Below are 12,279 nucleotides of genomic sequence, written 5' to 3'. Positions count from 1 at the left end.
GGCGCTCACCACCCCCACCGAACGGAGACCTCGATGGTCCGCACCCTCGTCACCGGCAGCGCCACCACGACGTTCGCCACGCACACCGACCGCTCCCTGGGCGACCTGGCCGGGGACGCGGCCGCCGCCGCGATCGCCAGTGCCGCGCTGGTCGCCGCCGACGTCGACGCCGTCGTGTTCGGCAACGCCGCCGAAGGCGTGCTGCGCGGCCAGGAGATGATCCGCGCCCAGGTCGCCCTCAAGGGCAGCGGGCTGGAGGGCGCCGCGATGATCAACACGGAGAACGCCTGCGCCTCCGGCAGCGCCGCCCTCCACCTGGGGCGGGCGCTGCTGCTCGCCGGACAGGCCGACACCGTCCTGGTGGTGGGCGCGGAGAAGCTGGTCCACCCCGACAAGCAGCGCTCGTTCGACGCCATCGAGTCGGGGGCGGACCGCTCGCTCACGCTCGACACGGGGGTCCGGGGCTCCGTCATGATGGCTGCCTACGCCGCCGAGGCACGGGCGTACGCCGCGGAGCACGGCCCCGTCGACGAGGCGCTGGCACGGATCGCCGTGAAGAACCGGGAGTTCGCGGCCCGCACCGACTTCGCGCAGTTCCGCAGCCCGATCGACACCGCCACGGTGCGCGCCAGTCGCATGGTCGCCGACCCGTTGCGGCTGCTCATGTGCTCACCGCTCACCGACGGAGCGGCCGCGGTCGTCCTGCAGTCGGACAGCACGGCGGGCGAGCGCGGCCGCACCGCCGTGGAGGTCCTCGGCACGCGGGTCGGCAGTGTCCGCCGGGGCGACTCCGTCGTCCGCGCGACCACCCGCGCGCTGTACCGCGACACCCAGGTGGACCCTGCCGACGTCGACGTCCTGCAGCTGCACGACGCCAGCGCCATCGCGGAGCTGGTCCAGTACGAGCACGTCGGCCTCGCGCCCGCAGGCGGCGGACGCGCCCTCGCGCTCGACGGCCGGACCGCGCTCGGGGGTGACCGGCCGGTCAACACCGACGGCGGGCTGATGAGCCGGGGCCACGCGCTCGGCGCCACCGGTGTCGCGCAGGTGGTCGAGCTGGTGCGCCAGCTGAGCGGGACCGCCGGGCCACGCCAGGTCCCGGGCGCACGCCTCGGCCTCGCGTCGAACTCCGGTGGCTGGATGGGCGAGGACTACGCGGCGTGCGTGGCCACGCTGCTCGCCGCGCCGGCCGCATGAGGCCGGTCGTCGTCGTGCGGAGGAAGAAAACGCGGACCGGACGGGCTGCCGGACCGCTCCGACGGGCCGTCCGGTCCGCGTTTTCTCCTCCCCGCCGAAGAACAGCGCGCTGGGGCCACGACGCTGGTCAGATCGCCGACGGGTGGGGCGCGAGCGGCGTGACGTCGATGGTCATGTAGGGGAAGAGGGGCAGGTTCCACAGGAGGTCGTGCAGCTCCTCGGTGGAGTCGACGTCGAACACGGAGATGTTCGAGTAGGCCCCCACGACCCGCCAGATGTGCGGCCACTTCCCGGAGCGCTGCAGCTCCTGGCTGTAGGCCTTCTCCCGGGCGAGCGTGTCGGCGCGCACCGCGGGGTCGAGGTCGCGGGGGAGGTCGACGTCCATCCGGACGGAGAACAGCACGGGCTCAGGCGGGGTCGAGCACGAAGTCGTAGGTGACCTCGTCACCCTGGCCGTCGGCGCGCGGGGTCGGGGCCAGCACGAGCTCGAGCTTCACGGCGGAGGCGATGTCGTTGGCGACGTACTCCCCGCCCTCGAAGTAGAGCTGCGTCGTGATGAGCCGGTGGCCGGGCGCCGACACCTTGAGGTGCAGGTGCGCGGGACGCCAGGCCGACCAGCCGGCCGCGTCGATGAGGCGGCCGCAGGAGCCGTCGGTGGGGATCTGGTACGGCGCGGGCTGGATGGTGTCGATCCAGAAGCGCCCCTCGTCGTCGGCCGTGATCGAGCCGCGGAGGTTCCACTCGGGGATGCCGGGGGCGAACTGCGAGTAGAAGCCTGCGTCGTCCGCGTGCCACAGCTCGACGAGGGCGCCGCCCAGCGGCGTGCCGTCGACGGCGCGCACCTGGCCCTGGAAGCGGAGCGGCGAGCCGACCTCGTCGTCGCGCTGGGGGAGCGTGGCCCGGGCGGGGAGCGCGGGTGCGCCCGGGACGTAGTACGGGCCCTCGATGGAGCCCTTCGAGCCCTCGCGGTCGGCGTTGGCGACCTCCTCGACGACGTGCTCGATCCACACGTCGAGGAAGAGCGGCCACTCGCCGTCCTGGCCGACGGCGATCATCCAGGCCTTGAGGGCGTCGTACTCCTGGTAGGTCACCTGCTTGTCCCGGATCACCTCGTGGAGGGCGGTGAGGGCGGCGGTGGCCACCTCGCTGACGCGCTCCTTCGACACCGCGACGGCGGCCTTCTGCTTCGCCTGGAACTGGGCGGTCGCGTTGGCGCCCGAGTCGGCGGCGCGGGCGACGGCGGCGTCGTGGAGGTCGGTGTCGGGGGCGAGCTGCTGGGTCATCGGTGACTCCTCGGTGTGGTGGTGCGGGACGAGAGCGGGAGGGACGGAGCGGGTTCAGGTGTCGAGCCGGTAGCGCTCGAGGCGCTCCGGGTCGACGGCGATGCCGAGGCCCGGGCCCTCGCGCACCTTGAGCTCGCCGTGCTCGATGACGAGCGGGTCGGCGAGGAGGTCGTCGGTCATGTCGAGGAAGTTGGAGAGCTCGGCCGCGCGGCGCGACGTGAGCTCGTACGCCGCGGCGAACGCCGCCGAGCACAGCGAGCCGACCTGCGTGTCGATCTGGTTGCCCACCACGACCTCCACCCCGAGGCCCTCGCAGAGCCCGACGAGACGCTGGCTGGTGGTGAACCCGGTGCGGGACGTCTTGAGCGAGATGCCGGTGGCCGCGCCGGCGAGCAGCTCGCGGGTCACCTCGCCGGGCCGCGCGACGGACTCGTCGGCGAAGCACGGGATGGTCGACTGCTGCACGAGCCAGCGACGGCCGAGCACGTCGTCCGCCGGGCAGAGCTCCTCCGCCATGGTGAGCCCGAGGTCGGCCATCTCGGCGAGAGCCCGGGCCGACTCCGAGGCGGTCCAGCCGCGGTTGCCGTCGACGTAGAGCTCCACGTCGTCGCCGAGCCCGGCGCGCAGGGCGCGGCAGACGTCGACGTCGAGGCGGTAGGGCCGGCGGCCGACCTTCACCTTGAAGACGGTGATGCCGTAGGTCTCCCGGATCCGCTCCGCCTCGGCGACCATGGCCGCCGGCTCGGCGAAGCCGACCATGTGGGAGACCCGGACCCGGTCGGTGAAGCCGCCGAGCAGCTCCGAGACGGAGACGCCGAGGGTCTGGCCGATCGCGTCCCAGATCGCCATGTCGACCGCGGCCTTGGCGACCGGGTTGCCCACGGTGCGCTCCAGGCGGCTCCGCACCTGCTCGCGGTCCAGGATCGAGAGACCCTCGATCGCCGGTGCGAACAGCTCGGTGACGACGCTGCGGATGGAGGTCTGGGTCTCGCCGTACGTGTACGGCCGCGGCGGGGCGTCGGCCTGTCCCACGATCCCGTCGTCGGTGTGCACGCGCACGAGCACGTGGTCGGCCGTCGTCACCGCACCGCTGGCGAACGCCAGCGGCTTGCGGTAGGGGATCGCGTAGGGGATCGCCTCGACCCGGCTGATCTTCATGCGACGACGATCACACGAGGATCGTGTCGCGTGAAGGACTCAGTTCATCTGGATCAAGACATCCGACGACCTAATCACGGCTGGGGGTGGCGACAGCGCGGAGGAGGTCGAGCACGCGGCGTACGACGGGGGCGTCCTCGCTGCGCCGGGTGGCCACGCCGAGGTCGACGGTCGGGGCCTCGCCCGCCAGCGGGCGGTAGGCGGCCCCCGTGATGCGCAGGTGCTGGACCGACTCCGGCACCAGCGCCACGCCCAGCCCCGCGGCCACGAACGACACGAGGGTGGAGGTCTCCGCGACCTCGGCGACGGGCTGGGGCTCGAACCCCGCCGTACGACAGGCGGCCAGCACGGCCTCGTGCACCACCGACCGGTGGCCCGACGGGTAGGTCACGAACGACTCGCCCGCGAGGTCCGCGAGGCGCACCGCGGAGATCCCCGGGGCCGCGACGAGGGGGTGGGCGTCGGGCAGCACCGCGACCAGCGGCTCGTGTCGCAGCACGTGGAGCTCGAGCGCGTCGTCGTCGACGGGCGGCCGCAGCACGCCGACGTCGAGCGAGCCGTCGTGGAGGCGGGCGACCTGGCCCGGGGTGAGGATCTCGCCGTGGAGCTCGACCTCCACGTCCGGCAGCTCGGCGCGCAGCACGCGGGCGAGGCGGGGCAGCAGCTCGTAGGTCGCCGACCCCGTGAACCCGATCGCCACCCGCCCGGTGCGGCCGTCGGCGACCCGCCGCGCGTCGTCGGCCGCCCGGTCGACGGACGCGAGGATGGCGCGGGCGTGGTCGAGGTACGCCGCGCCCGCGGCCGTGAGCTCCACGCGCCGTGTCGACCGGGTGAGCAGGGTGACGCCGAGGTGCGCCTCGAGCTGCTTGATCTGCTGGCTGAGCGGCGGCTGCGCGATGTGCAGCCGCTCCGCCGCCCGCCCGAAGTGGCACTCCTCGGCGACCGCGACGAAGTACCGCAGGTGGCGCAGCTCCATGGCCGGAGCCTCTCAGCGGGTCAGAGCCGGCGCAACGGCAGCCCGGTGCGCGACACGAGCTCGTCGACCGACGTGCCGTAGGTCTCCAGCACGGTCACCACGCCGTCGGCGGCCCCCACGGCGAAGACGCCGTGGTCGGTGTAGACCCGGCTCACGCAGGCCGCCCCGGTCAGCGGGTAGGTGCACGCCTCGACGAGCTTCGACGTGCCGTCCTTGGAGAACAGCGTCATCATCACGAGCACGTCCTTGGCCCCGATGGCGAGGTCCATCGCCCCGCCCACTGCGGGGATCGCGTCGGGCGCGCCGGTGTGCCAGTTGGCGAGGTCGCCGTTGGCGGCGACCTGGTAGGCCCCCAGCACGCACACGTCGAGGTGGCCGCCGCGCATCATGGCGAACGAGTCGGCCTGGTGGAAGTACGCCGCGCCCGGCAGCTCCGTCACCGGCACCTTCCCCGCGTTGGTGAGGTCGGGGTCGACCTCGTCGCCGTGAGCGGCCGGACCCATGTTGAGCATGCCGTTCTCGGTGTGCAGCACGACGCCCGATCCCGGGTCGAGGTGGTCGGCCACGAGCGTCGGCTGCCCGATGCCGAGGTTCACGTAGGACCCCCGCGGGATGTCCCGCGCGATCACCGCGGCGAGCTCGTGCTTGTCGAGGGTGCCGCGGTCGGTGTGCTCGGTGGTCGCGGACGGCAGGGCGAGGGTGCTCACGCGGTGGCCTCCGGGTCGGTGGCGGCGGGGATGGCGACGGGGATGGCGGACAGGTCCAGCACCCGGTCGACGTAGATGCCGGGCGTGACGATCGCCTCGGGGTCGAGCTCGCCGAGCCCGACGACCTCGCGCACCTCGACGATCGTCGTGGTGGCGGCCGTCGCCATGACGGGCCCGAAGTTCCGAGCCGTCTTGCGGAACACGAGGTTGCCCACGGGGTCGGCGCGGTGGGCGCCGATCAGTGCCACGTCGCCCCGGATCGGCATCTCGAGCACGTAGCGACGACCGTCGATCGTGCGCTCCTCCTTGCCCTCGGCGAGCAGCGTGCCGACGCCGGTGGGGGAGAAGAAGGCACCGATGCCCGCGCCCGCCGCGCGCATCCGCTCGGCGAGGTTGCCCTGCGGCACGACCTCGAGCTCGAGCTCGCCGGCGCGGTAGAGCCCGTCGAACACCCACGAGTCGGACTGGCGCGGGAACGAGCAGATGATCTTGCGGACCCGCTTCGCGGCCAGCAGCGCAGCCAGGCCGGTGTCTCCGTTGCCGGCGTTGTTGGACACGACCGTGAGGTCGCGGGCGCCGGAGTCGATGAGGGCGTCGACCAGGGTCACCGGCATGCCGGCCATGCCGAAGCCGCCGACGAGCACGGTGGACCCGTCGGCGATGCCGGCGACCGCCTCGGCCGGGTCGGTGTGGAACGTGGTCATCGGCCCGCTCCCGCCGTGGAGGCCTGCGGGTTCTCGAGCACGACCGCGAGCGCCTGGCCCACGCCGATGCAGATGGCCGCGACGCCCCAGCGCTCGCCGCGCTCGCGGAGCACGGCGGCGAGGGTGCCGAGGACACGCCCGCCGGACGCACCGAGGGGGTGGCCCAGCGCGATCGCGCCGCCCCGCGTGTTGACGATCTCGGGGTCGCGAAGCCCCTGGGGCAGCCAGGCGTCGACGCAGGCCAGGGACTGGACCGCGAACGCCTCGTTCAGCTCGACCGCGCCGACCTGGTCCCAGCCGATGCCGGCCAGCGCCAGGGCCCGGTCGGCCGCCTCGACGGGGGCGAACCCGAAGGCCTGCGGCTCCAGCGCGCTCGCCGCCCGGCCCGCGATCCGCGCGATCGGCTCGGCGCCCACGCGGGCCGCGGCCCCCGCCGTACCGAGCAGGAGGGCCGAGGCACCGTCCGAGAGCGGGGAGGCGTTGCCGGCGGTGATGGTGCCGTCGGCGCGGAACGAGGGCTTCAACCCGGCGAGCGTGTCGACGGTCGTGTCGGGGCGGATGCCCTCGTCCCGGGACACGGTCGTCGTGCCCGCGCGGCCGGGGACCTCGACGGGTGCGACGAGGGTGTCGTAGAAGCCGTCCGCCCACGCCTGGGTGGCGAGCGCGTGCGACCGCGCGGCGAACGCGTCCTGCCGCTCGCGGCTGATGCCGAAGCGCTCCTGGAGCTGCTCGTTCGCCTCGCCCAGCGAGACCGTCCACTCCTGCGGCATCCGCCGGTTGACGAGCCGCCAGCCGAGCGTGGTGGAGACCGCGGTGACGTCGCCCGCCGGGAACGGGCGGTCGGACTTGGGCAGCACCCAGGGCGCGCGCGTCATCGACTCGACGCCCCCGACGACGGCAATGCCGTCGTCGCCGAGGTCGCCCGACGCCAGCGCGCGGGAGGCCTGGATCGCCGCGTCGAGACTGGAGCCGCACAGCCGGTTGATCGTGGTCGCGGGCGTCGCGACGGGCAGGCCGGCGAGCAGCCAGGCCATGCGCCCGACGTTGCGGTTGTCCTCGCCGGCGCCGTTCGCGTTGCCGAAGAACACCTCGGTGCGTTCGGCGAGGCTCGCGGTGTCGAGGCCGGGGGTGCGGGCCAGCAGGTCCGTGAGGACCCCGGCCGCGAGGTCGTCGGGTCGCACCGACGCGAGCGCCCCGTTGAACCGGCCGAACGGCGTGCGGGTGGCTGCGTACAGGTAGGTGTCGAGCTGGTCCACCGAAGACTCCTTGTTCGCCTAGCGAACAAACGTTCGCTGTACGAACTGACTGTACGCCGCCGGCCCGCGCCTGCCAAGGGCGTCGGAGATGGAGCGGTCAGTGCCCGGTGCGGTCCAGGTCGGCGCCGATCGCGGCCGTACACGCGAGCAGCGGCTCGAGCACCTCCCGCTCGAGGTCGCGGTCGTCGAGCGCGGACGTCGACACGTTGACGGCCGCCACGACCGCGCCCGCCGCGTCCCGCACCGGAGCCGCGATCGAGCGCAGCCCGCGCTCGAGCTCCTCCTCGACGGCGGCCCAGCCGCGGCTCCGCGCCCGCTCGACCTCCGCCCGCAGGGCGGCGGGGTCCGTCAGGGTGCGCGGCGTCCACGCGACGAGCTCGCCCGCGAGGACCTCGTCGACCGCCGCGTCCTCGAGCCCGGCGAGCAGCACCCGTCCCATCGAGGTCGCGTACGCCGGGAACCGGGTGCCCACCGTGATCCCGACGCTCATGATGCGGCGGGTGGCGACGCGCGCGACGTACACGACCTGGTCGCCGTCGAGGACCGCCAGCGAGGTCGACTCGCCCACCTGGGCGGAGAGGGCCTCGAGGTGGGGCTGCGCGACGGCCGGCAGGCCGAGCGCGGACAGGTAGGCGAACCCCAGCTCCAGGATGCGGGGCGTCAGGCGGAAGGTGCGGCCGTCGGTGGCGGCGTACCCCTCCGTGACGAGCGTGTGGAGCACCCGCCGCGCGGTCGCCCGGGACAGGCCGGAGCGCCGGGCGGCGTCCGACAGCGTCAGCCGCGGGTGCTCGCCGTCGAAGGCCCGCACGACCGCCAGCCCGCGCACGAGCGACTGGATCGGCTCGGGCGGGGCCGGTGCGGTCGGCGGATCGGTCGGCGGATCGGTCGGCATGGTGGCCACAGCGTGCCAGACGGGCGGCACGCCGGGGGGTCAGCGGGTCGCGAGCGGCTCCGGCGCAGCGGCGCGCCCGATCCGGCAGGGCGCCGTCTCGGGCAGTGCCCGGAGGCAGAGCAGCGTCACGACGAGCAGGGTGGCCAGGTAGTAGCCCACGTAGTGCGGTTGCTGCGTGCCCGCGATGATGCGGTTGGCGACGAGGGGCGCGATGCCGCCGCCCAGCACGGCGCCGATGTGGAAGCCCACGCCCGCGGCGGAGGCCCGCTGCTCGGCCGGGAACAGCTCGCCGAAGAAGGTGTACATCGGACCGAAGAGCACGCCCGTGCAGATGAAGCCGATGACGATCGCGAGGTTCGTCGCCGCGACCGTGCCCACGGCGGTGAGGTGGAACATCGTGAGCGCCGACGCCAGCGACGCGACCGCGCCGACCGCCATGACCGGGCGTCGTCCGACCCGGTCGGAGACCATCGCGGCGAGCACGTTCGCGACGGCGTGGCACGCCAGGCCGAGGAGCGTGCCGAGCAGGATCTGCTGCCGGGGCAGCCCGAGCCCCAGCGGTGCCTCCGCCGAGCCGAACGACAGCATGAACGTCGCGAGCGTGAACGTGCTCGCGTTGAGCCCGATGTTGACGCCGGCGACCAGCAGGATGCGGCGCCACCCGGTGCGCACCGCCTCGGCGAGCGGCGAGCGGGTGTCCTCGTCGACGCGCTGCCGCACGACCTGCTCGAACTCGGGCGTCTCGTCGACGCCGTGCCGGATCCAGAGGCCGATGGCCAGCACGCCGCCGCCCACGAGGAAGGGGATGCGCCAGCCCCAGCTCTGCACCGCGTCCTCGGGCAGGAAGAGCACGAGCGCGAACGCCAGGTTGGCGAGCATCGACCCGATCGGCGACCCGACGGCCACGAACGACCCGAACAGGCCGCGGCGGTGCTCCGGGGCGTGCTCCATCGCGAACACGGCGGCGCTCTGGTTCTCGCCGCCGCGGGCGGCGCCGTGGCAGAGCCGCAGGAGCACCAGGAGGATCGGGGCGGCGACCCCGATGACGGCGTACGACGGCAGGAGACCCATCAGCAGGGTCGAGACGCCCATCGTGACGAACGCGGCGAGCAGCGCCGCCCGGCGGCCGCGCCGGTCGCCGATCCAACCGAAGACCGCCGCGCCGACCGGTGCCATGAGGAAGCCGATCGCGAACGTGGTCAGGCTCATGAAGGTGCCGAACCAGGGGTCGCCGGTCTGGAAGAACACCTCGCCGAAGACGAGGGCGGCGGCGGTGCCGTAGATGGCGAAGTCGTAGAACTCCAGCGAGGTGCCCACGCCGGCGGCGAGCCCCACGCGGAGCGTGCTGCTCTTCTGCGGCGTGTCGGGTGACGCGGTGGCGGTCACGGAAGCGGGGGAGCCGGAAGGCGCGGCAGGGGTCATGTGTTCGCACGTCCTCGAGTCGGGAACAGTGCGGCGACGCTAGGAGAGGTGGGTCACCCCTCCCCACCCGAGAAACCTGTCGCGGGGTAAGGAAAATCCCCGGGGGAGGCGGGGGTCAGGCGCCGACGCGGGCCGCGTAGGCCCGCAGGAGGTCGCGCACGGTCGACAGCGACCGTCGCGTGCGCTCGTGGTCGCCGGTCACGGTCTCGTGGAACACGAGGCCGTCGAGGAGCACGAAGACGACGTGGGCCAGCTGCGGGTCGTCGAGACCGTTGCGCTCCAGCTCCCGCCGCACCGCGTCGCGGTAGATATCGTTGACCTCGGCCAGGATCCCCAGGAGCTCCGGGCGGCGCCGCGCCTCGAGGCTCAGCTCGTACTGGAACACCTGCAGGTCGGGATCGGTGGAGACCATGTCGACGAGCCCGCGGGCGAACCCGTCGAAGTCCGGGCCGTCGGACGTGAGCACGATGTCCTCGATGCTCGCGCGGGCGCTCAGCACGAGGGCCTCGCGGATCAGGGTGTCGCGGTCGCCGAAGTGGTAGGCGACGGACCCGTGGGTCACGCCCGCCTCCGCCGCGACGCTGCGGTAGGTCAGCCCCCGCAGCCCCTTGCGGGAGACGACGTGGATCGCCGCCTCCAGCAGCGCCTGTCGCCCCGCGCCGTACGCCACGCCCATGGTCGCCCCCTCCCGCCGCTCATCCTAGGGACCCGGTCCGGGGACCGGCCGGGGCCGGTCCCCGGAGGTCTCACAGCACGACGGTGACGGTCTTCGTCTCCGTGTTCTCGAGGATGCCCTCGACGCCGAGCTCGCGGCCCACGCCGCTGGCGCCGACGCCGCCCCACGGCAGCTGCGGGGCGAGCGGCGACCAGCCGTTGACCGCCACGGCCCCGGCGCGGAGCCGGTCCGCGACGGAGTGGGCGCGGGTGACGTCGCCCGTCCAGACGGTGGCGGCGAGGCCGTACTCCGTGGAGTTCGCCAGGCGGATGGCGTCGTCCTCGTCGTCGAACGGGATGACGACGCCGACGGGCCCGAAGATCTCCTCGCGGGCGATCGTCAGGTCGTGGTCCCCGGCGAAGACGGTCGGCTCCACGAAGAAGCCCGGCCGGTCCACGGCCGCGCCGCCCGCGACCAGGGTCGCGCCCTCGGTGCGGCCGCTCTCGACGTACCCCATCACCCGGTCGCGGTGGCGCGCGCTGATGAGGGGGCCGACGGTGGTGCTCGGGTCGAACGGGTCGCCGACGACCTGGGCGCGCTGCGCCTCGCGCAGCCCCTCCACGACCTGGTCGTGCAGGGAACGGTGCACGAGCACGCGCGAGCCGATGGCGCACGACTCGCCCTGGTTGGCGAAGAGGCCCATCGCGATGCCCGGCACGGTGCGCTCCACGTCGGCGTCGGCGAAGACGAGCTGCGCCGACTTGCCGCCCAGCTCGAGGGTGGTTCGCTTGAAGGTGTGCGTCGCGTTCTGGGCGATGCGGCGGCCGACGGGGGTCGAGCCGGTGAAGCTCACCTTCTGCACACCGGCGTGCAGGGAGAGGGCCTCGCCGACGACCGCGCCGGCGCCCGGCAGCACCTGGACGGTGCCGGCCGGGAAGCCGGCCTCGGCGGCCAGGCGCACCACGTGCAGGCAAGAGAGCGGCGCCTCCTCCGAGGGCTTCACGATGACGACGTTGCCGGTGGCCAGCGCGGGCGCCAGCTTCCAGCCCAGGATCATCAGCGGCGAGTTCCACGGCACGATCGCGGCGACCACGCCGAGGGGCTCGCGCTTCGTGTACGCGTGGACGGGACGCCCCATGAAGGCGTCGGCGGGCACGAGCTGGCCCTCGAGCTTGTCGGCCCAGCCCGCGTAGTAGCGCAGCGAGCGCACGAGGTTCGGCACGAACAGCATCTGGGCGAAGCCGAACGAGGACCCGACGTCGAGCGCCTCCAGCGTCGCGAGGTGCTGGGCGTCGCGCTCCACGAGGTCGGCGAGGCGGTGCAGCAGCGCGGCCCGCTCGTGGGGCGGGACGGCGGCCCACGTCGTGCGGAACGCCTCCTCGGCCGCGGCGACGGCGCGGTCGACGTCGTCGGTGTCCGCGGCCGCCACCTCGGCCAGCACCTCGCCGGTCGCCGGGTTCAGCGTGGGGAGGATGCCGGCGCCGCCGGAGGTCCACGTCCCGGCGACGAGGAGGTCGGTCGTCAGGTCGCTCGGGACGGTGGGCCGGTCGAGCTCGGGTGCGGTGGTCATGAGGTCTCCCAGGTGGTGGATCGGGTCGAGGTGGTGGTGCCGGCGTCGGCAGCGGGGGCGACCAGGCAGACCGCGGCGACCGCGGTCTCCAGCCAGGTCAGGGCCCACATGAGGGCGTGGGCGGTGGCCGCGCCGGCGCCCACGGCGGCCGGGTCGTGGCCGCCGTGCGCGTGCCCGGCCATCAGCACGGAGTGGACGAGGACCATGAGGCCCGCGCACGCCCCGAGGGTCCACCAGGTGCGGCGGTCGCCGTGCGTCCAGAGGTGGAGGGCGCAGGGCAGGCACGCCGCCGCCATGAGCAGCATGACGAGGGTGCCGGCCCCCGGGGCCACGGCGGCGACCCCGAGGTGCCCGGCGGCGGCGAGGAGCGCACCACCGGCCGCGACGCGTCGGATCGCGACGGGATCGGGGCCGGGGCGCTGCCGGTCCTGCGGCCGCTCGACGACGGTGGTCGACATC

13 protein-coding genes are annotated in these 12,279 nt (G+C 74.0%); 1 reads left to right on the top strand and 12 read right to left on the bottom strand.

Features of this window, described 5'->3' with window-relative positions; all coding sequences use genetic code 11:
• Positions 1–33: 33 nt before the first annotated feature.
• Positions 34–1,197 carry a thiolase family protein gene (locus PIR53_14625; protein WZH51246.1) on the top strand — a complete coding sequence of 388 codons (1,164 nt, stop codon included), beginning with the start codon at positions 34–36 and terminating at the stop codon, positions 1,195–1,197.
• A 127-nt stretch (positions 1,198–1,324) separates the two neighbouring features.
• Here the strand turns inward: PIR53_14625 and catC are convergent, their stop codons facing one another.
• The 12 genes from catC to PIR53_14565 all read right to left on the bottom strand — a co-directional run bounded on the left by catC (position 1,325) and on the right by PIR53_14565 (position 12,278).
• Positions 1,325–1,600 carry a muconolactone Delta-isomerase gene (gene catC / locus PIR53_14620; protein ID WZH51245.1) on the bottom strand — a complete coding sequence of 92 codons (276 nt, stop codon included), beginning with the start codon at positions 1,598–1,600 and terminating at the stop codon, positions 1,325–1,327.
• 4 nt (positions 1,601–1,604) lie between these two features.
• The gene (catA, locus tag PIR53_14615; protein WZH51244.1) at positions 1,605–2,480 is read right to left on the bottom strand and encodes a catechol 1,2-dioxygenase; all 876 of its coding nucleotides are present in this window, start codon (positions 2,478–2,480) and stop codon (positions 1,605–1,607) included.
• 54 nt (positions 2,481–2,534) lie between these two features.
• On the bottom strand, positions 2,535–3,638 hold the full coding sequence (locus tag PIR53_14610; protein WZH51243.1) for an enolase C-terminal domain-like protein: 1,104 nt from the start codon (positions 3,636–3,638) through the stop codon (positions 2,535–2,537).
• A gap of 70 nt (positions 3,639–3,708) precedes the next feature.
• Positions 3,709–4,614, bottom strand: coding sequence for a LysR substrate-binding domain-containing protein (locus tag PIR53_14605; GenBank protein WZH51242.1), 906 nt, complete (start codon positions 4,612–4,614; stop codon positions 3,709–3,711).
• 20 nt (positions 4,615–4,634) lie between these two features.
• Entirely contained in the window at positions 4,635–5,321 is a 687-nt protein-coding gene (locus PIR53_14600; protein ID WZH51241.1) for a 3-oxoacid CoA-transferase subunit B, read from the bottom strand.
• Positions 5,318–6,025, bottom strand: coding sequence for a 3-oxoacid CoA-transferase subunit A (locus PIR53_14595; GenBank protein WZH51240.1), 708 nt, complete (start codon positions 6,023–6,025; stop codon positions 5,318–5,320). The genes PIR53_14600 and PIR53_14595 overlap by 4 nt, the downstream gene beginning before the upstream one ends.
• Positions 6,022–7,281, bottom strand: a complete 1,260-nt coding sequence (locus PIR53_14590; protein ID WZH51239.1) for a thiolase family protein — start codon at positions 7,279–7,281, stop codon at positions 6,022–6,024. The genes PIR53_14595 and PIR53_14590 overlap by 4 nt, the downstream gene beginning before the upstream one ends.
• Positions 7,282–7,378: 97 nt before the next feature.
• Positions 7,379–8,173 carry an IclR family transcriptional regulator C-terminal domain-containing protein gene (locus PIR53_14585; protein WZH51238.1) on the bottom strand — a complete coding sequence of 265 codons (795 nt, stop codon included), beginning with the start codon at positions 8,171–8,173 and terminating at the stop codon, positions 7,379–7,381.
• Positions 8,174–8,212: 39 nt separating this feature from the next.
• Positions 8,213–9,559, bottom strand: a complete 1,347-nt coding sequence (locus tag PIR53_14580; GenBank protein ID WZH51237.1) for an MFS transporter — start codon at positions 9,557–9,559, stop codon at positions 8,213–8,215.
• Between the two features lie 151 nt (positions 9,560–9,710).
• The gene (locus PIR53_14575; GenBank protein WZH51236.1) at positions 9,711–10,271 is read right to left on the bottom strand and encodes a TetR family transcriptional regulator; all 561 of its coding nucleotides are present in this window, start codon (positions 10,269–10,271) and stop codon (positions 9,711–9,713) included.
• Between the two features lie 70 nt (positions 10,272–10,341).
• Complete coding sequence (locus PIR53_14570) at positions 10,342–11,820, bottom strand: aldehyde dehydrogenase family protein (GenBank protein ID WZH51235.1); 1,479 nt, start codon at positions 11,818–11,820, stop codon at positions 10,342–10,344.
• Positions 11,817–12,278, bottom strand: a complete 462-nt coding sequence (locus tag PIR53_14565; protein WZH51234.1) for a hypothetical protein — start codon at positions 12,276–12,278, stop codon at positions 11,817–11,819. The genes PIR53_14570 and PIR53_14565 overlap by 4 nt, the downstream gene beginning before the upstream one ends.
• Position 12,279: the final 1 nt, after the last annotated feature.

It is taken from the genome of Nocardioides alkalitolerans, from assembly GCA_038184435.1.
In the GTDB taxonomy this organism is placed as follows: Bacteria; Actinomycetota; Actinomycetes; order Propionibacteriales; family Nocardioidaceae; genus Nocardioides; species Nocardioides alkalitolerans_A.
This window is presented reverse-complemented; position numbering and strand designations above follow the sequence as displayed.

What these genes read in the sequence shown, in the direction of transcription:
- PIR53_14575 (WZH51236.1), bottom strand. Translation starts at nt 10,271, where the DNA reads ATGGGCGTGGCGTACGGCGCGGGGCGACAGGCGCTGCTGGAGGCGGCG.
- PIR53_14585 (WZH51238.1), bottom strand. Translation starts at nt 8,173, where the DNA reads ATGCCGACCGATCCGCCGACCGATCCGCCGACCGCACCGGCCCCGCCC.
- catA (WZH51244.1), bottom strand. Translation starts at nt 2,480, where the DNA reads ATGACCCAGCAGCTCGCCCCCGACACCGACCTCCACGACGCCGCCGTC.
- PIR53_14570 (WZH51235.1), bottom strand. Translation starts at nt 11,820, where the DNA reads ATGACCACCGCACCCGAGCTCGACCGGCCCACCGTCCCGAGCGACCTG.
- PIR53_14610 (WZH51243.1), bottom strand. Translation starts at nt 3,638, where the DNA reads ATGAAGATCAGCCGGGTCGAGGCGATCCCCTACGCGATCCCCTACCGC.
- PIR53_14565 (WZH51234.1), bottom strand. Translation starts at nt 12,278, where the DNA reads ATGTCGACCACCGTCGTCGAGCGGCCGCAGGACCGGCAGCGCCCCGGC.
- PIR53_14595 (WZH51240.1), bottom strand. Translation starts at nt 6,025, where the DNA reads ATGACCACGTTCCACACCGACCCGGCCGAGGCGGTCGCCGGCATCGCC.
- PIR53_14605 (WZH51242.1), bottom strand. Translation starts at nt 4,614, where the DNA reads ATGGAGCTGCGCCACCTGCGGTACTTCGTCGCGGTCGCCGAGGAGTGC.
- PIR53_14625 (WZH51246.1), top strand. Translation starts at nt 34, where the DNA reads ATGGTCCGCACCCTCGTCACCGGCAGCGCCACCACGACGTTCGCCACG.